The organism is Sanguibacteroides justesenii, from assembly GCF_003204205.1.
GTDB classification, from domain to species: Bacteria; Bacteroidota; Bacteroidia; order Bacteroidales; family Marinifilaceae; genus Gabonibacter; species Gabonibacter massiliensis.
This window is the reverse complement of the sequence record NZ_QJPL01000006.1, coordinates 161,774-180,512: the sequence shown is the minus strand read 5'-3', so window position 1 is coordinate 180,512 and position 18,739 is coordinate 161,774. Positions and strand designations below refer to the sequence as shown.

Here is an 18,739-nt window from a genome sequence, read left to right as displayed (position 1 = left end):
AATATAAGAGTATGAAAAAGAGATATATACTAAGTATGATTTTACTGGCATTTGTATCCGTATCATGTGATAAATGGTTGGATGTAAAGCCGGAGTTAGATATATACGAGGAGACATTATTCGAAAAGACACAGGGCTATTACGTTGCTTTGAATGGTTTGTATATCGATATAGCGCAAGCCGAATTATACGGGCAAGAGTTGTCCTGGGGAGCGATTGAAGCCTGGGGACGTAGTTATACCTTACATGAAACAGGCCATAAAGGTTATAACCAGATTATGAAATTTGAGTACGACCAATCGGAAGCTAAATCAATCGGAGCCTCTATCTGGTTGAGTTGCTATAAGGTGATCGCTGAAGCCAATAACTTGATTCAAAACTTGGAACAGGATAAGGAGATAAAATTTAAATATGGTGATGTGACGAAAAACATGATTCTGGCTGAAGCATACGCTATCCGGGCAATGATGCATTTTGAACTGGTTCGGATTTACGCCAAGGCTCCGATCGACGATGAGGGAGGAGTCTCTTCTTTTGTTCCTTACGTGACAGAGTATCCTTCCCGTTTGAATCTCCCCATTCCGACAAAAGAGTTGTTACAGCACTTGATTGCAGATTTGGAGAAAGCCAAGGAATGGGTAAAACCATTTGATACGGATCCGGAATATCCCGGGTATATTTCTTACCAATACGGGACCTTAGGGGTAAGGATAAAATTAGATGATGGTGTGGGTTATTCTCCTCAGGCAGATGATGAATTTTTCAGGTATAGAGCCAACCGATTAAGCTATTTTCCCATTACACAATTGTTGGCCCGGGTGTGTTTGTATGCCGGAGAGAAAGATAAGGCATACGAAAATGCAAATGAGATTGTAACCATGGCGGAACGAAAAACGACCTATAATTTTGTCGCTCCGGGATATATCGGAGATCCGATGACGTTAACAACGGTGGAACCCCGGTTGCAGACAGAGATGCTTTTCGGGTCTTACAATGCTAAATTGTCGGATTTGACGGAAAAGTATTTCGGGGCCAAAGCCGGGAATTATACATTGAAAGTAAACGATAAGGTGAATATTTTCAGTACGAATCCGAATGATGTCAGGTTGGCTGCAATACCTCGGGATATCATAACCAAATACTCTTTGGACGGTAAGGTGCAGGATAATATGGTTGCGGCCAAATCCTTAATTCCCGTACTGCGATTTCCCGAATGCTATTATATAGCGGCTGAAAGTATTTTTGACAAAGACAAGGCGAGAGCCATCGAATTGTTCAATAAGGTGGTGGAAGCCCGGAATAATGCTGTTTATGACTTGGATATGAACGTGGATAAGGCCGATTTTATGGAAGCGATCGTGCGGGAGTATCGCCGGGAGTTTATAGGGGAAGGACAAATGGTGTATGTTTACAAGAGATTGAACCTGCCTTTACGTGAGAACGGTACGACTGTTCCTCATGACGGGAAGTTAGTGATGCCTATACCGGATTCGGAAGCCGGTTTACAATAAACTGACGTGAAATACTTTAATTTTAATATTATGCGGATTATCTATTTATCAATATTATTAAGCGTATTAGGTTTGTTTGGTTGTCAGACCGAAGAGCCCGAGATGTTTACTCGGGAAAGATACATCAAATTTAAGTTCGAGAATATTCCGGGGAAGGTGTACTATGAGATCGATTATACTTTTGCTTTCGAGGGGGATAATGTGATAGACAAAATCATCAAAGTACCTGTCGAATTTCGGGGATACAATTTGACAAAAGCTTTGCATTTTGCCGTTGCCGTGGATAAAGAAAAGACGACCTTACCCGAAGATTGTTATCTGTTGGAAAGCGAACAACTTTTTCAGGCAGATTCCGGTTGTGTCGATACAATGCGTGTGCAATTGTTGCGAAAACCCGTTTTGAAAGAGGGAAGTAAAATCTTGAGATTACAATTGGTTTCCAATGAAGATTTTAAAACTTATATGCCTGATTCTCTATTTGTCGAGATTACCGTGGGAGATATTTTTATGACGCCTGAATGGTGGAATTTTAATGTGGAACAATCCTATTTGGGAAAATATTCGAAGACCAAATACGAAGAATTTGTGAAAGAGACGGGAATTCGGGATTTTGGCATATTGGACCCTTCCGAAAAAAGGTATTATGCAATTCTGTTTAAAAGAGCATTGGAGAAGAATCCCCGTCAGGACGAGGATGGTAGTATGATGAGTGTGACCATTACGGGATGATCTGTGTCGGATGGGAGAATTTTTAAGTTATGCAGAAAAATCTAAGATTATGAAAAATAGAATTTTAATTATATCGGTCTTAAGTGTTTTGTCTTTCGTCGGTTGTCTGGATGATAAAACGAATTTGGATTATAAAGATATTATTTTGCCGGATTCCGTTATTGTAACGAATGTGGCTAACCAGCAAAAATTTTACTTCGACGAAGAGTCCGCAAAGACTTTTAAGGTGACTTCCGGCGAAGAGTTACAACTGGATGTAGAGGTGAAGTACCGGGGGGATGATGAGCTGACTTACGAGTGGCGATTCGACGGGAAAGTGGTATCGAGAGAACAAAACCTGCGCTATGTATGTACCGAAGAGGCACAGGCCATGTTGTTGATATACCGGAAAAGGGCCGGAAATGCTACTGTTTATCAATTTATGGTAAATATCCGGGCTCCTTTTAATACCGGGGTCGTGGTACTTGGGAAAAAGGATGGAAAAACCGAATTGGATTTCATTGAACGCTATTGGGAGAAAAAAACGGTGGAACTGGATGGAAGAGTGTATAATAATTTCTCGGTAACGGAGTATATACCTCATGAAAACGTCTACCCGTTATACAATGATAACGAAGAACTGGGCGCGAATCCTATTATGATTACCCGATACGGGAAACAATATTATGCTTTGCAGATATTGGATAAAGACTGGCGGAGTTCGGTTGCAATCAATTCGAGTGATATGAAAAAAATCGTTTCCATGAAAGACGAGTTCGTGGGAGATCCCGGTAATTTGAAACCTGTGGATTTTGTACGTGTCGGAGCTACCTCTTTGTTGTTGGATGAATCGGGGAAAATTTATACCCGGGTGAATTATGACGATGGAAATCCCAATACCGGACGTTTTATTACGGAACCGTTGGTGTTTGACGATCCTTACGATGTCCCCGATAAGGGGTCCGAGGTGATTAAGGCTCAGTATATTGAGGCCAAGGATCAATTGGCTGTTATTTATGAAAAAGAGAAAAAACGCTTTCTGGCGATGACGGCTTCCACGGGATCTTACCAAAGTATCGATTATTCTGTTATCTATGATTTGTCTCGACCCTCCAATGCCGGGAATCTTCCGAAAGGGTATATCGATATGAATAATTTTGATAAGGAGGTGATAGCGATTCTTTTTCATGAAAGTTTTTGGAATGATAACGTTTATGTCTTGTATAAAGACGGAGGCGATTATTATATCCAGGCTGCAGGTATAAAAACCGATGTGTACGGATCCGTTCATCGGATTACTTACACGGCCGTTTCTAATGTTAAACTACCCGCGGATGCTGCCGGGTTGATCGAACAGGGCAAAGGGCTTTTGAAACTGGCTATGGATGATTCGTATAATGACTTTTTGTATGTCGGAGCCGGTAAAGCGCTCTACTCGATGAGCATGGAAGGTACATCCATAAAGCAGATCTATGCTTTTGAAGAGGAGGGAAACATGACGGATTTTGTTATTACCGCAACTTGGAGAGGAGAGGGATATAATGCCGCTCAACGCTATTTTAACGGTCAGGTATTTGCAGCTGCTTTTGATAACGGCGATTGCCGGGTCATCAAGCTGTATGCCGATCCTCAGAAACCCGGAGAAATTCAGAAAAAATATTGGTATAATAAAAGATTTGATGGTGGCGTAGTGTCTTTGTATTATTATTAGTTTGTTTTCCTCGCGAAGATGATTCTCCGGACAATAAGTGACAGGGAGTCACGTGGCGGGAAAGTCTATGTTGTGGTTTATACGGGTAGGACGAAAAATCCTACCCGTAATTTGTTGCTGGGTAATAAACTCGATAGGCTTTGCGTTATATCGATATACTGCTCTACATTTTAGTTGCCTCACGGACCTCTTCGACGCCGGAACAGATCGGGGATTTTGGGAAGTTAAAGGTGGACTTCTTGTTTTATGTTAGCGATTCTGCTTAGAGTGTAGAGGAACATTTTTGTATGATGTTAGTTTAATTTTATATCTTTGTTTCCAATGTTTAACTTAACGATGTGGATTATGAAAATAATGAGGTATGTAACGGGGGTATTATTGTGCCTCGTGGGGTGTACTTTGTACGCTCAGGAAACAGATGAGCTTCGGCAAGAGTTGAAGGCGTTGAGGACGGAGAACGGGAACCTGCGTCACGAAAACGATAAGTTGATGAAAAAAATGGATGATGTTCTGTGGTATAACAAGGTGGGGGATGTAGCCTATATCGATAAGGTCTTCGTGTGTGGTCCTCCCCGTGCAAACGTACGGAATCCGACTGAGATGGGAGCTAAAAATCCGTTGAAATTTTGGGCTTATGTGTTTATACCCAAAACGATAAATACGGATAAAAAATATCCTTTAATCGTTTTTGCCCATAGTGGAGTACATTCGGATTTTTCGACCTATTATGCCCATATCATACGGGAATTAATGGCGCAGGGATATATTGTGGTTGCTGCCGAATACAGGGGAAGTACCGGGTATGGGAAACAGACCTACGATAATATCGATTACGGCGGATTAGAGAATGAAGATGTGTACGAAAGCCGGAATCATATGATTGAGAATTACAGTTTCGTGGATAAAAACCGGATCGGGATAATCGGTTGGAGTCATGGAGGGATGATTACTCTGATGAATCTGTTTCAGCATCCGGATGCTTACGTGTGTGGATTTGCAGGGGTTCCGGTCTCTGATATTGTCATGAGGATGGGGTATGCCAGTGATAGCTACCGAAAAATCTTTTCCGATAAGAACCATATCGGAAAAACGGCCAAAGAAAATTTGGAGGAGTACAAGCGTCGTTCTCCCGTATGGCATGCCGAAAAATTAAAAACACCTTTGTTGATTCACACGAATACAAACGACGACGATGTGAGTGTGCTGGAAGTGGAACATATGATCCGGGCTCTGAAAGCCGAGGGAAAGAAATTCGAATATCGTATATTCGAAGAGATTCCCGGCGGACACTCTTTTGATCGTATCGATACGAAACAATCTACAGAAATTCGGTATTCGATATACCAGTTTTTGGCGAAATATTTAAAACCGGAACACCCTTTTAAGTCTCATACGGAGATGAGAAAGGCTGCTTATCGGTTTAATTGAATCGAAAACGAAAACTCCCCGTTTTTACCAAATATCATCGGTTTCTTCCTTGCTGAAACAGTTTAAGGAATAAATAGTCGTGTGATGGTATTTTTCTCCCGGTCGCAAAAGAGTAGAGGGGAAAGAGGGGTGGTGCGGACTGTCCGGGAACATTTGGGCTTCCAAAGCAATACCGGAAAACGGTCCGTAATGTTTACCTTGTTTACCATTTTCGACTTGCAGAAATTTGCCCGTGTATACCTGTAAACCAGGATAATCCGAAAGAATAGTAAGTAAGATACCTGTATAGGGAGAGCTGAGTTCCGCCATCAGTTGGATAGAACCTAAATCGGGAAATAGATAACAATCGTCTAAACCGTCTTTTTCAATAATGTCCGAAAGTCGTTTCGGAAAATGAAACGTGTGATCTGTATCCGCGGTTAGAATATTTCCCGTAGGGATGAGTTCCGGGTTGGTCTCCAGTAAGCGATTGGAGTATAATTGAAGTTCCAATCCGGCGATGGTTTCCTGCTCCGGATTCAGGTTGAAATAGGGATGATGGGTGATATTTACAAACGTGTCCCGGTCGGTCGTGGCATCATACGTTATTTTCAACATGTTGTTGACCAGTATATACTGAACGGTGACCTCCAATTTACCGGGAAAACCTCCTTCTCCGTCGTTACTGGTATAACGTAGAATTAAGTGATGGTCGTCGATTTGTTCCCCGTCCCAATATTGACGATCAAATCCTGCCGATCCGCCGTGCAGACAATTGCTACGGTCGTTTTTTTCTAAAGAGAAGATTTGCCCGTTCAATGTGATTTCTCCTCTATGGATCCGGTTAGCGTAACGGCCGATCGTGGTTCCGAGATAAGGATAATTGTTCAGGTAATCGGGAGATACGTATTGCTCCGGATCATCAAATCCCAGAACGATATCAACTAATTTCCAATTGCAGTCACGCGTGTATATGTTTTTTATGATACCACCGTAATTACAAATGTGCACCTCAATATCCTCGTTCTTTAAGATATATTCTTTAATTTGCATAATCGGTTCTTGTTTTGGTTGTGGTAAAATTAAAGAAAATAGTTTTTTGTTGTTATGAATGGACATTTTTAATATCTTTCGTGTTATAAGAAAATAGAAGATAAAATATAAAAGTATTAAAGAAGAGTCATATGGATCAGAAAATGAATTATAAATTGCAGATGGACATTAAATACGATTATCTTGAAAAAATAAATGTTCCGGAAATCGTGAAAAATTGTACCGATAAATGGTTTAATCAATCCTTGTGCAATGTAAACTCTTCCGTGTTCAGATTAGGTATTTTTGAAGGAGAATTTCATATGCATAAACATGATCATGACGATGAGTTGTTTTTTGTTATCGATGGTAATATTGTCTTGGAAACGGAAAAAGGTACTTTTGAATTGGGACAATATGAAGGAGTATGTGTTCCCAAAGGGGTTATGCACAGGCCCATTGCTAAAAATAAAGCTATTGTGCTTATGATCGAGAATACGGGTATTGATCCTATTGGAGACGATTGAGCGTGCGAACGAGGTAATAACTATGGGAAGGGTAGTAATTAATATAGGATAAATATAATATTATTGCACCGAAGACAATAGCTTTTTCGGCGGATTTGTTTTAAACAGGCAAAACATTTGATCTTACTGTTTGCGTGATTTTTATTTTGTTGGCGATTATTTATGTCCTTTATAAGTGATCCTGATGGTGTAATCATCGATTTGCTTTCTTTAATGGAGGAAATATGCACAGACGTATTCAAATATTTGTTTGTTGTTTGTACTTCTTTGTGAAAATAATATTTTATAAATATATTTGTAAAATATACATACGCGTAAGGAAAGATGATGATCTGGAATATGTCTGATGTTAATATCCAATCCGAAGAATTTATAAAAGGATTAGTCCATAGGGAGCCGCGGTCTTTCCGATGTTTATTCTATTTTTTTCACAAACGCTTGTGCCTTTTTGCCTTGAAGATCGTAAAAGATTCCTGTGAGGCGGAAGACATTGTTCAGGAGGTTTTTTTGGCTTTTTGGAAAACGGATATCGTAAAATTTCCGAATCTAAAAACGATCCGAATTTTTTTGTACAATAGCGTTCAGAACCGTTGTTTGAATTATCTCCGGGATCGGGAAATTCAGGAACGGAATTATAAAAAATTAGGTCGGCAAGAGTGCGATGAAGATTATATCCTTTGTCAACAGATCCGGGCCGATGTCGTGGCTGAAATTTTCGATGCCATTAACGAATTACCGGAAAAATGCAGGGAGATCTTTACCTTGTCTTATATTAAAGAGTTGCCGGATAAGGAGATTGCCGAGTTGTTGCAAATCAGCCCGAATACGATTAAGACCCAAAAACAACGGGCCAAAACTTTTCTGCGTACCCGACTGGGAGATGTTTTTGTATACGTTACGATGTTTTTTCCGGGTTTTTAACGTTATATTTTAGGTACGGTATCTAAAAGAAATGCTTTCTTCTCGGTAAACAAAACGGGAACATTTGATTTTTAGATTATCTTTGTCGCCCTGACTTCAAATTTAAACCGATTATGCGATTTACCAACCGACAGATTTTACATATAGCAGGCCCGATACTGATCAGTGTGTTAATGGAACACTTGATCGGAATGACGGATACGGCCTTTTTGGGGCGTGTCGGTGAAATCGAGTTAGGGGCTTCCGCGTTGGCAGGAGTCTATTACTTAGCGATCTTCATGCTCGGGTTCGGATTTAGTACGGGGGTTCAGATTCTGATCGGACGTCGAAACGGAGAGGGTAATTATGCTTCGATCGGGTCTATTTTTAATCAGGGTTTGGTATTTCAGTTATTTTGGGCGACGTTGATATTTTCTGTTTCCAGAATTTGTTCGGCTCCGGTGCTCGATGCCATCATCGATTCTCCAAAAGTATATGAAGCTACGCTTAGTTATTTGAATTGGAGGGTTTATGGCTTTTTTTTCTCGTTTGCGGCACTCATCTTTAGAGCTTTTTATATCGGGATAGCGGACACGCGTACGCTTACGGCTAACTCTTTGGTGATGGTCGGGACCAATATTATGCTGAATTATGTTCTGATCTTCGGTAAATTCGGTTTTCCGGCATTGGGTATTGCAGGGGCAGCGATCGCTTCCGTGATAGCCGAATTGGTCTCTTTACTTTTCTTTATTATTTATACAGGGTTTAGAGTTGATAGGAATAAATATAATCTGTTTCATTTCCGGCACGTTGAAAAGAAATTGCTGGGCCGAATTCTTAATATCTCGGTTTGGACTATGATACAGGCTTTTATCTCTCTCAGTACTTGGTTTTTATTTTTTATTGCCGTCGAGCATTTGGGGGAACGTCCTTTGGCTATTACGAATGTATTACGCAATATTTCCGCTTTGTTTTTTATTATTGTTAGTGCCTTTGCCACGACAGCTTCCTCGTTGGTCAGTAATTTATTAGGATCGGGGGAACAACACCGGGTGATGGAGACTTTTAAAAAGGTGAGCCGACTTTGTTATATGTTTATTCTTCCTCTGGTCTTGTTAATGGCTTTGTTTCCGACACCGATCATGAGGATATACACGGATAATTCCTCTCTGATCGAAGCGGCGGTTCCTTCTTTTTACGTGATGATATTCGTTTATCTGATCAGTGTTCCGGCCAATATCCTTTTCAATATGGTCTCTGGGACCGGCAATACCCGTCCGGCGTTGTACATGGAACTGATTTCTCTTCTCTTTTACGTATCGTCGGTCGTTTATATTGTTATCTATTGGAAAGCGGATATTGCCGTCTGTTGGACAACAGAATACATATACCTGCTGTCGATGGGAAGTTTAGCCTACTGGTATATGAAGAAAGGAAGTTGGAAGAATAAAGAGATTTGAATATTGTTCTTCCTAAAGCGGAACGTATTTTAAGATATTGAAAAATAAATAGAAATAAAACGATATTTATAGTGTCCGTTTCATTTATTGTGTTACCTTTGGCACGTATTTGAGAAGAAATAGTTTTTGTATTCGAATTCCTGCCCGGCAGTAAATGTTATTGTTAAGTAGACTTCCTTTCAATTTTTTTTCGTCCTCATTTATTTATTATTAATCTTAAGTTTATTTATAATGAACATTTACATTTCAAATTTGAGTTACGGTATAAATGATACCGATTTAAATCAGCTATTCGCAGAGTACGGAGGCATTTCGTCCGCAAAAGTAATTATGGACCGGGAAACCGGTCGTTCAAGAGGTTTCGGTTTCGTAGAAATGAATGACGATGCTGAAGGTCAAAAAGCTATTGATGCATTGAATCAGGCTGAATACGACGGCAAAGTAATCAACGTGGCTGTTGCAAAGCCTCGTGTTGAAAGAGGTAATAACGGTGGCGGATATAATTCCAATCGCGGCGGTTATAACTCGAACAGGAGATATTGATCCGTATTTCGGAAAGTAGAAAAACTTTCCGAGTCCGATTTTAAAATAATGTAAATGGACTGTCTAACAAGTTTTAGGCAGTCCTTTTTTTGATTAGAAAAAAAGACATTCTTGTTGAATTAGAGGCAATTATCCATAGACGAAAGAAATAAACGTTTATTCTCTTCGGATTTGCCAATCCATTCCCAATATCGTTATCTGCTCCGGAGTTACTTTTCCGGTAATAAACACCACGATGGTATCCGCTATTTTTAAACTCTTCTCCATGTTTCTCCTTGTTTTTGTATCTTATAAACACATGGGCGAATAAAAAGGGGTAAAGGAATTTCTGGGGAAATAAAAAAAAGTTGAGTTTTTTCTTCATTACTATGATTTGTTGTAAAAAAATAATTATATATATTTGTAAATGTAAACAAAACAAATGTCTTTGCAAAAGATACGTCTAATATTGATATTTGAATTAAGAAAACTATGAAAAAGATTAGAAAAAACGTTTTGAAATCATTCTTGTTCATCAGTTTAGGCTTCTGTCACGACAATCACATTTTAAAAAGTAATTCTAATTGAAATAAAATATCAAGAAATAAAAAAATCCCGAATAACTTAATATTTTGATTATTCAGGATTTAAATTTACAATTATGGAAATGACAACCCTAAAAACCGCTATCGCTTACGAGATCAAGTTAGTAAAAAGAAGCTGGTTATTTAACCTATTTGTCTTCGGGGCATTGGGATATATAGTAGGTGACAGTTTTCTGGATAACTTTGTGATGAAGTATATTTCATGGGATAAATTTATATTCGCGTCTTCCTTTCCTCTACACGGGTTTTACTTTTTAAACCTGTTTCAATCGGTAATTGTTGTCTTTATCGCCTGCGATATCCAAAGGAAGCGGAAAAAAGCCGAAACCCGGGAGGTTCTTTACGCCTGGCCTATCGGTAACGGGCAGGCTTTTGTCGGGGAATTTTTAGGTATTTTTATCCCGTTTGCGGTAATAGACATGCTGTTCCTGTGTGTCTCCATGTCGATCAATCTATTTATTCCAAATTCCCCTGTTAATTTGTGGGTAAATCTTTTTATCTACTTACTTACGTGCTGCCCACGTTTGTTTTTATCACCGGGCTATCCTTGCTTTTGAACAAGTTGATAAAACACCCTTTTATTAGTTGGCTTATCCTCGTGGCCTTTCTCTATTTCGCGTACGCTTATTTGGAAACACCTTTTCACGGGATACTGGATTTCCGGGGCAGTCAGCTTCCGAACGCTTTTTCCAGTATAGCCGGATTCATGAATCTTTCGGATTACTTGCTCCAGCGAATCGCTTTCTTGTTGGTGGGAGTAAGTTTTCTTTATTTTAGCGTTTTGTCTACGAAGAGGTATCCCGGCGTCCCCGGTCGAAAACGCTATTTACTCGTTCCGGCCTCCCTGTTTTCGGTACTTGCCATAGGGCTCGGGATCATCTACGTTGAAAAGTTCCAAACCCGCCTGAAAAACAGGATCGGGTATCGCGAAACTTTCGTGAAATGCCATGAATACCCCAAGGCACGCGTACTCGCTCACGATATCACGTACCGCCCCGGGGAAGATAAATTCTCGGCAACAAGCCGGATGAAGATCCAAAACCGGAAAAAAGCAACAATGGAGCAGCTTCTGCTCTTTTTAAACCCGGGATTAAAAATCAACAAGCTTGAATCTGACGGGCAGAGTCTTCCCTTTCACAGGGATCACCAGGTAATTGTCGTCGAACATCCCTTGGCTCCCGGGGAGAATACCGAACTGAAGATAGAATACGAGGGGATGATCGACGAGGATATTTACCAGGTAAATATCGATAACGATGCATTCTTTTCTCCCCGTACCGAATCAGGAGGAGAAAATTACGGTAAACGCACGGCTTTTGTCTCTAATCAATACACTTTACTCGTGCCGCAATTGATGTGGTACCCGATGGCGGTAGCCCCGGTCGAGTTACAGGCATCCCGAGAGACTGATTTCACGGACTATACCCTTCGTGTCAAAAAACCGGGTGAAATGACGGTTATATCTCAAGGTGTACCCACGAGAGAAGGGGATGAGGTCTCGTTCAGCAATTTACAATACCTGACGGGTTTAACCCTTTGTATCGGGAAATACGAGAAAAGGGCGATCACCGTAGATTCCCTTACCGTCGAGTTTTATACTTACCCGGGGAATGATTTTTACCTGAGCTATTTCGATGAATGGGAAGCCCTGAAAAAAGATAACCCGAACCGGGAAAAAAAGTTAATGGAAATAGTCAATCAATGTAAAAATAAAATTGAGGAGGGGAAGCCTAACCCTTATCCCTTTAACTATTTCAAGCTGATCGAGGTTCCATCATCTTTCTATTTTCTAAGTTCGACTTCGTTTAGTGATAACATTCAACCGGAAATAGCACTTTTTCAGGAACGATTATACTGGGTAGAGAATACACATCCCGGTACTTATTCCAAGTTTGCTAACCAAGACAGGAGTGTACAGGAATTTATGCTGAGCTACAAGATTCCTTTTTTATTGGACAGGATGAATATGGGGCACATTTTCTCGGATTACAACAGTAGTATCACGTCCGATAGGTATCAGGGTATAGACTTGATATTCGATAAAATGAAAAGCCTGAAAGAACTTAGGGATGAGGTGAGCCCGAAAATCTTGAATCGTATTGCGGAAAAAGGATTAAAAGGAGTCATGGCGGAAGGATACAGCAAAGAACAAAGCATTGCCATTCATTTAAAAGTTTCTCATTTATTGGGTTATCTCACTACGATTACCACCTGGGATTCTTTAAGCCGTTTTATGCTGGATTTTAACGCCCGTACTCGTTTCAGGGAGGTTGACTTCGACTTGTTTATCGAGGAGTTCGAGCAGCGTTTCGGGCAGGATATTAAGCCCTATATGGACGAGTGGTACGTGAGCCACCAGATTCCCCTGTTAACGATAAAAGATATCTCCTATAAAACAACAGAAGAGACGCAAATTATTGATTTCAAGGTAGGTAATTTCAGCGAAACGGATGGTATCGTTTCGATTGTTACGCCTGGTGAAGGTCGCATTGGGGGTAGTGCGATCAGGTATTGCCGGAGTTACGTGATCAAGCCCGGGGAGTGCAAACGAATCATCGTACATGAAGGCATAGAGTATTCCCTGCAATTGACCACTAACTTTTCGGGCAATTTGCCGAAAGATATTTCATTCGATAATGAAGATTCTTCCTTATCGGGTCCCGTACCTAAAGAAGGAGTCAATTTGATAGAGAAAAGTCAATTCTATCCCCCGGGGGAGATTATCGTTGACAACGAGGACGAGAACTTCCACTTGATTGATTCGTCAAACAATCGAAAGCGGTTGGTCGATCTGGTCAAAAAAGCAGAGGGCAAGCAGGAATACGTTCCTTTGTACCGTATTAAAGCTAACGCATGGAGTCTTTCTTTATCGCAGGGACTATTCGGCGAGCGTATTCGTAGCGCTTTTATAAAAAAATCCGGCACGGGAAAGTTTAAGGCCGAATGGACGGCAAACCTGCCGAAGGCAGGGATGTACGAGATATTTATCCATCGACCTCATCTTATTGTATATGGCGAGAGTAAAATAGTCATTAATTGCTTGTTTTATTTATAAATATTATTTATTCGTTTAAATAATAAAAAATACTTATAATTATAAATAAAATAATTCATTTTGTAAATGATGTATTAAATTATTTACTTTGAAAATAATAAGACTATGAAAAAGATTAGAAAAAACATCTTAAAGTTATTTTTATTTATCTGTTTAGGTTTAACCATTACGACAATTGCGATTGCTGCGGCTTTGGATCCTCCTGGTCGCCCTGGGCAGCCTCTAATTATTGATTATTGGAAAACTGGATGCACGATAGAATACACGGCACCCAATTATAATGGAGGGTCACCGATCACGGGTTATACTACTGAAAGTCGATATAAGGACGAAGATAAATGGGTAGACAGGGGAACGGTTAAGCAACTTAGGCGTAACATTGATGACATGCGGGAAGGAGCTGTTGCAGTATTTCGCGTTTTTGCTAGAAATAAAGCAGGAGTTAGTGCACCGTCAGAAGAAAGCCCGTAGATGACCTTTAAAAGTCGAATTCCTGGGCAATAGAATACCATGAAATAAAAAATCCCGAATGACCATAACATTGAGTTCTTCGGGATTTTTTTAAAAGTTAAAATTTATTTAAAGATGACATATTCTTTTACAATTGTCGTTTAACAGAACGAGTTTGCGTTTTAAACATTGTCAAATATTCATTCTAATCTTTTGGGGTCGTTATATGAATTGGAATATCCCATCCGACCAATTTTCCGATAAGTAATCACTTGTAAATTCGACAGCACAAAATTAAACAGATCAAAATTAATAGATAGCTTCTTTTCATAATTTTGATTATTAGGTTAATCGGAATCGTGTGGTGATGTGTTAATATGGTATGCCTGTGGTGATGTATTATTTATAATTTAATCTTAGGATTCCGATGAGGGTTGGACTATCGTTTTTGTAAACACGAATCTTATTGGAACGGCCTATGATTAATTTATAACGGAAGGGAATCATTCCTTCCGGGTATTTTGTGCGGTCGTAAATGGAAATATCTTGTCCTGAATAATCTATGTAGAACCAAAAATTGATTTCAGTATGCTTCCGTCTCTTTTTTGTTCGTTTATAGTCAAAAATTTTGTACTTTATGCTTTGCATGTTGTCTGCATAATTTTTTGGAGGAAAATCTTCTTTATAGGGGTTATCATAGTCCATACAAGAGATTAAAGTATCTCCCTGAATGTGAAATCACGAATATACGGTAGAAGAATGTTTCCATAATCTACATAGTTACTTAATCCTATGTCAATGATGTAGTCCCGGCTGTCTATTTTTGTTTGGACTGCTTTTTTAGTGGCCTCTTTCGAAGGAGAATGATTTAACGAGGCACACGATGATAAAAAGATAAGTATGCTTATTGAAAAGAGTACCGGTGAATTTATTTTCATAGTCATACTATTTGTATTATTATTGGAATGAATATGTCTTGTGACATGTAAATATATGGATATGTTAACGAATATGCAATATATAATCAACTATTATGTCAATACCGTACTATGGTGGCATCGATTAACATGAAAAATTATTTGTGGAGAGCCTATTTATATAGAGAAAATAAATAAAACCAGTTGAAAATGATATGAACCCTAAAAGTTAGACAAAATACTTTTAGGATTCATATCAAATCTTTCCTTCTCCATTTTTCTGTGTCGGAACGATTGAAAAAACAATAAATGGTAAGAACTATTTTAATCTATAATTTTGATCGATCTCGACATCGTAAAAACAGGGAGTGGTAAAATCTCCCAATAAGTATTTGGCGAAATGAGATCGTAATTTGTGTTGGAAGTACCAATCGGATATACCGTCGTAAGTGTGTCCTGCCGTGGGTAAAAAGACCAGTTCAAAGTCTTTTCCGTGATTGATAAAGGCATTGACCATGCGTATGGTATTGGCTGGATGTACATTTCCGTCTTGTCCTCCTACAACCAGCATCAAATGGCCTTTCAAGTTTTTAGCCAGTTCCATGTTGGTTGGTAGATTCGTGGTATAGAGAATTTTTTTGCGGCTGACGATCGTGTCTCGCCCGTCGGCTGTTTTGATTTTTTCCTGCACGTTTCGCATTTCTTCATGAATCTCGTAATGTCCTTCCACGAAAGACTGAGAATAGATGTTGTTGTCGTGATTCCCTGCCGAGGAGACACAGGCCTTGTAGAAATCCGGGTAAGTACAAATTGCCGCTGTCGACATCATACCCCCGCCGGAGTGTCCGTATATTCCAATCCGTTCCCCGTCAATAAAAGAATAGCGTTCGACTAACTGTTCCAACCCTCGTTTATCGTCTGCCAAAGCATGGTCGCGAATGTTTTTGTAACCGTGGGAATGGTAATCTCTTCCTCGATACGGGAGTCCGCCCCGGTGATTGAAAGCCACCACAATAAATCCTACTTGTGCTAATTTCTCATTCATGGAGTTAATGGCAAAAGTCAAAGGTACGTTATCGGTTTGAGGACCGGGATAGACGCAGGAGATAACGGGGTATTTTTTATTCGGATCAAAGTCAAAAGGTTTCCACATCACCCCGTAAAGATCGGTTTTTTCATCCGCTGCTTTTACCGAAAAGGTTTCCGGTAGTTTCCAGCCTGCATGATAGAGCGTATTTAGATTCGTTTCCGCCAATTTCATGACGAGGCGACCTTGTAAGTCTCTTAAGGTAAATTGGTACGGAAGATCCGGTCGAGAGTAGGTGTCGATAATATATCGGCCGCTGGGAGAAAATTGAATGGAATGGGTCGCCTCTTCCGGCGTGAGAATTACAATTTTTCCTTTCCCGTCGATATTGGCTTTGCAAATTTTGGCGTAACTGGGATTTTCACCGGGGGTAATACCGTAGGCCTGGAAGTAGATATCTCGTTTTTTCTCGTCTATTTTCACGATATGTCCTGCACTCCACGGACCTGAGGTGATCTTGTTTTTTAAATTGCCTTTTCCGTCATATAGATAAAAATGTCCATGTCCGTCACGTTCTGACCACCATATGATATCGTTACAATTGTTCAAAAAATGAATGGAGGCCAGTTCTGTACCAATGTAAGGGTCACCCTCTTCACGGATAATAACTTTTATCTCTCCGGATTTCAGATTAACTTCACATACTTCCAGTATATTCGATCTTCGTGTCTTGCGCTCTATGTAAAGTTTATTTAATTTTGTGTCGGAATGAAGAATTCTGGACATTTGATCTTGCCATTTTCCGATTTTGACCTTCTTTTGCTGTTTGGTTTCCGTGTCGAACAACGAAATTTCCGTGTGCAATAGGGTGGAATCTCCGGCTAAAACGATTTTCGATCCATAGGCGGACGGACGGTCGTACAGGTAATTCAGCTGAAAAACTTCACCGATTTTTCGGGTATCGTGTCGATAGTGGTAAAAATGCTTGGAATCGTCGAACCACACGGGTACTATATTGACTACTTCGTTATTGTCTTTTTCTCCAGCATAAGAGAACCCGGGTTCTCCGTCGAAAGTCAACTGTACTTCAGTCGAATCTTCCATATTCCGAAGATAAGCGTTACAACCTTTTCCGAACACTTGCCATTTTTCATCCGGAGAAAACCCTTGTTGCTGTAAAATCATTTTTTGCATTTCGGCAGGCATTTCTCTCGTGTCGTTTTTAGCTTTCGTTTTGTCCGGTAGGGTATGCGTGAGTTTTTGGGTTACCCGGTTGTATTCGAACCGGAATTTTCCGTCATCCCAGCTTAGGGTTGTGCCCGTTTTATCAAAAGGTAGTCCCCAGAATCCTAATTTTTTAGGATTATATGTTTTTCCCGTGACTTTTGTCATTTCGTCGGCAATATATTCCGAGTCGAACAGTTTTTCTATCTTTTTTGCTTTCACGTTTACGAAATAGTATTGCTCTTCTTCCCCGTTTTCCTGTTTGAACCAAAAATTGTCACTTCCCGTTACAAAAAAAGGGATTAAACGTTCATATCCCCACGGCAAAGTATAAGAATCGCATTTTTCGGCTAATTTATAATTGGCCTGTTGTGCCATGACTCCCTGGAACAGGCTGATGAAGAATAGACCCGTCAGTAATTTTTTCATAGATTTATTTTCTGATTAATATGGAGCAGTTGATTCGCTTATTTATGAATCTTTTGAGAGAACCGTTCTTGTGGGCTGTTTTGAACCCACAAGAATCGTCCTCGTGGGTTATTTCCCGAGTAGGATCGTTATTAGGGCTTCTTTGATTTTGTGCAGTTCATTTGCTCCGGTCGCATGTGCGACGATGTTGTTGTCCTCATCAACTAGTACCAAATAGGGAACACCCCAAAAAGCGTAGGCTTTCATCAATGGAACTTTCATATCGTCATTGCCCTTGAAGTCGCATCCGTGAATCCACGGCATCTCTTCTTCTTCGATAGCTTTGACCCAAGCCTCTTTCTTTTTATCCATGGAGATACTCACGATTTCAAATCCTTTATCGTGAAATTCGTTGTATAGTTTTTTTAGTTCCGGTACCATGGCACGACAAGGTGAACACCAAGAGGCCCAAAAATCAATCAATTTGACCTTGGCTTTTATCGAATAGAAATGAAACGAACGGCCTTCCGGATCTTCTACGGTAAAGTCCGGGGCCGGTTTTCCTATTCCTGCTTTTTCCAGTTTATCGATCCATGCAGCTATGCTCCTGCCGGAGAAACTATTTTGTAGTTCCGGGCTAAATTGGTTTAGTCCTTCTTGTAGTTCTGTCAGGGTGCTTTTTTGTATGGTACTGGCCAAGTATTCAAGTGCAAGATAGCTATTCGCGTGTTGTTTCATAAAAGCTTCCTGATTGTCTCGGGTCTTTTGAGCGATGGAGTCAAAAAGTTCCAGTAGTTCGTTGAAACGCTTGTCTTCAGGGGTTAGTGTAAGAAATTCTTTTTGGTATTTTGCCGTCTCTTTCCTGCTTTTTACTTCAAAATTCCGATAAATATCGGCAATTCGCTGTGCTTCGCCTCCTCCTTTCACCTTACTAAGGTAGATAAAAGCGGTGTCTATTTCGATTTTATAATTTTTATTTTCCAGGTAAATAGGAAGTCCACCTAAAGAGTGACCGGATAGTACTAATAGGGTTGGGATAACTTCCGGGGTACTTCCTCTGAATTCAAATTTTCCATCGGTGATTTCAGCTTGGTCAATGGTGTCGGCCACGTTATTTGCATGTGTTATTAAATAAGCCATGGCTTTTTTAACTCCTTGTACATGACCTTTTATTCTGTATTCGTTTGAAGTACATTCCGTAAGAATGATTCCTATAAAGGCAATAAATAGTAACTGTTTTTTCATAAAATTGATTTTGTTATGTTTGCGTGATTT

At 40.0% G+C, this 18,739-nt stretch carries 14 protein-coding genes; 11 read left to right on the top strand and 3 right to left on the bottom strand.

From position 1 onward, the window contains the following. Positions 1-11: 11 nt before the first annotated feature. The 4 genes from DMB45_RS11175 to DMB45_RS11160 all read left to right on the top strand — a co-directional run bounded on the left by DMB45_RS11175 (position 12) and on the right by DMB45_RS11160 (position 5,358). Complete coding sequence (locus tag DMB45_RS11175) at positions 12-1,511, top strand: RagB/SusD family nutrient uptake outer membrane protein (RefSeq protein WP_110688775.1); 1,500 nt, start codon at positions 12-14, stop codon at positions 1,509-1,511. 30 nt (positions 1,512-1,541) lie between these two features. Next, positions 1,542-2,240: a DUF4843 domain-containing protein gene (locus DMB45_RS11170; RefSeq protein WP_052634449.1), complete on the top strand. Its 699-nt coding sequence runs from the start codon at positions 1,542-1,544 to the stop codon at positions 2,238-2,240. Between the two features lie 49 nt (positions 2,241-2,289). Beyond that, positions 2,290-3,930: a PKD-like family lipoprotein gene (locus DMB45_RS11165; RefSeq protein WP_041502702.1), complete on the top strand. Its 1,641-nt coding sequence runs from the start codon at positions 2,290-2,292 to the stop codon at positions 3,928-3,930. Between the two features lie 489 nt (positions 3,931-4,419). After that, the gene (locus tag DMB45_RS11160) at positions 4,420-5,358 is read left to right on the top strand and encodes an alpha/beta hydrolase family protein (RefSeq protein WP_236684983.1); all 939 of its coding nucleotides are present in this window, start codon (positions 4,420-4,422) and stop codon (positions 5,356-5,358) included. A 24-nt stretch (positions 5,359-5,382) separates the two neighbouring features. Here DMB45_RS11160 and DMB45_RS11155 read toward each other — a convergent pair whose 3' ends face one another. Then, positions 5,383-6,390: an aldose epimerase family protein gene (locus tag DMB45_RS11155; RefSeq protein ID WP_052634451.1), complete on the bottom strand. Its 1,008-nt coding sequence runs from the start codon at positions 6,388-6,390 to the stop codon at positions 5,383-5,385. Between the two features lie 131 nt (positions 6,391-6,521). Between DMB45_RS11155 and DMB45_RS11150 the strand changes: the two genes are divergently transcribed. From DMB45_RS11150 to DMB45_RS11115, 7 genes are all read left to right on the top strand, one after another. Beyond that, positions 6,522-6,896: a cupin domain-containing protein gene (locus DMB45_RS11150; RefSeq protein ID WP_041502704.1), complete on the top strand. Its 375-nt coding sequence runs from the start codon at positions 6,522-6,524 to the stop codon at positions 6,894-6,896. Positions 6,897-7,235: 339 nt separating this feature from the next. Continuing rightward, positions 7,236-7,817 (top strand): RNA polymerase sigma-70 factor, encoded by a 582-nt coding sequence (locus DMB45_RS11145; protein ID WP_160289620.1) that lies wholly within the window; start codon positions 7,236-7,238, stop codon positions 7,815-7,817. A gap of 113 nt (positions 7,818-7,930) precedes the next feature. After that, positions 7,931-9,256, top strand: coding sequence for an MATE family efflux transporter (locus DMB45_RS11140; RefSeq protein WP_041505051.1), 1,326 nt, complete (start codon positions 7,931-7,933; stop codon positions 9,254-9,256). A 231-nt stretch (positions 9,257-9,487) separates the two neighbouring features. Beyond that, entirely contained in the window at positions 9,488-9,799 is a 312-nt protein-coding gene (locus tag DMB45_RS11135; protein WP_041502706.1) for an RNA recognition motif domain-containing protein, read from the top strand. 640 nt (positions 9,800-10,439) lie between these two features. Beyond that, positions 10,440-10,940 carry a hypothetical protein gene (locus tag DMB45_RS11125; RefSeq protein WP_041505053.1) on the top strand — a complete coding sequence of 167 codons (501 nt, stop codon included), beginning with the start codon at positions 10,440-10,442 and terminating at the stop codon, positions 10,938-10,940. Then, the gene (locus DMB45_RS11120) at positions 10,865-13,438 is read left to right on the top strand and encodes a hypothetical protein (RefSeq protein ID WP_181416514.1); all 2,574 of its coding nucleotides are present in this window, start codon (positions 10,865-10,867) and stop codon (positions 13,436-13,438) included. The genes DMB45_RS11125 and DMB45_RS11120 overlap by 76 nt, the downstream gene beginning before the upstream one ends. Positions 13,439-13,543: 105 nt before the next feature. Beyond that, entirely contained in the window at positions 13,544-13,909 is a 366-nt protein-coding gene (locus tag DMB45_RS11115) for a fibronectin type III domain-containing protein (RefSeq protein WP_041505055.1), read from the top strand. Between the two features lie 1,215 nt (positions 13,910-15,124). On the opposite strand, the gene DMB45_RS11105 is transcribed toward DMB45_RS11115, so the two are convergent. Beyond that, complete coding sequence (locus tag DMB45_RS11105) at positions 15,125-17,485, bottom strand: S9 family peptidase (RefSeq protein ID WP_041504116.1); 2,361 nt, start codon at positions 17,483-17,485, stop codon at positions 15,125-15,127. A 108-nt stretch (positions 17,486-17,593) separates the two neighbouring features. Continuing rightward, positions 17,594-18,709, bottom strand: a complete 1,116-nt coding sequence (locus tag DMB45_RS11100) for a TlpA disulfide reductase family protein (protein WP_052634766.1) — start codon at positions 18,707-18,709, stop codon at positions 17,594-17,596. Positions 18,710-18,739 lie beyond the last annotated feature (30 nt).

Coding starts and splice junctions, on each gene's coding strand:
- DMB45_RS11145 (WP_160289620.1), top strand. CDS start 7,236: ATGTCTGATGTTAATATCCAATCCGAAGAATTTATAAAAGGATTAGTC.
- DMB45_RS11135 (WP_041502706.1), top strand. CDS start 9,488: ATGAACATTTACATTTCAAATTTGAGTTACGGTATAAATGATACCGAT.
- DMB45_RS11155 (WP_052634451.1), bottom strand. CDS start 6,390: ATGCAAATTAAAGAATATATCTTAAAGAACGAGGATATTGAGGTGCAC.
- DMB45_RS11100 (WP_052634766.1), bottom strand. CDS start 18,709: ATGAAAAAACAGTTACTATTTATTGCCTTTATAGGAATCATTCTTACG.
- DMB45_RS11105 (WP_041504116.1), bottom strand. CDS start 17,485: ATGAAAAAATTACTGACGGGTCTATTCTTCATCAGCCTGTTCCAGGGA.
- DMB45_RS11125 (WP_041505053.1), top strand. CDS start 10,440: ATGGAAATGACAACCCTAAAAACCGCTATCGCTTACGAGATCAAGTTA.
- DMB45_RS11150 (WP_041502704.1), top strand. CDS start 6,522: ATGGATCAGAAAATGAATTATAAATTGCAGATGGACATTAAATACGAT.
- DMB45_RS11170 (WP_052634449.1), top strand. CDS start 1,542: ATGCGGATTATCTATTTATCAATATTATTAAGCGTATTAGGTTTGTTT.
- DMB45_RS11160 (WP_236684983.1), top strand. CDS start 4,420: ATGAAAAAAATGGATGATGTTCTGTGGTATAACAAGGTGGGGGATGTA.
- DMB45_RS11175 (WP_110688775.1), top strand. CDS start 12: ATGAAAAAGAGATATATACTAAGTATGATTTTACTGGCATTTGTATCC.
- DMB45_RS11115 (WP_041505055.1), top strand. CDS start 13,544: ATGAAAAAGATTAGAAAAAACATCTTAAAGTTATTTTTATTTATCTGT.
- DMB45_RS11140 (WP_041505051.1), top strand. CDS start 7,931: ATGCGATTTACCAACCGACAGATTTTACATATAGCAGGCCCGATACTG.
- DMB45_RS11165 (WP_041502702.1), top strand. CDS start 2,290: ATGAAAAATAGAATTTTAATTATATCGGTCTTAAGTGTTTTGTCTTTC.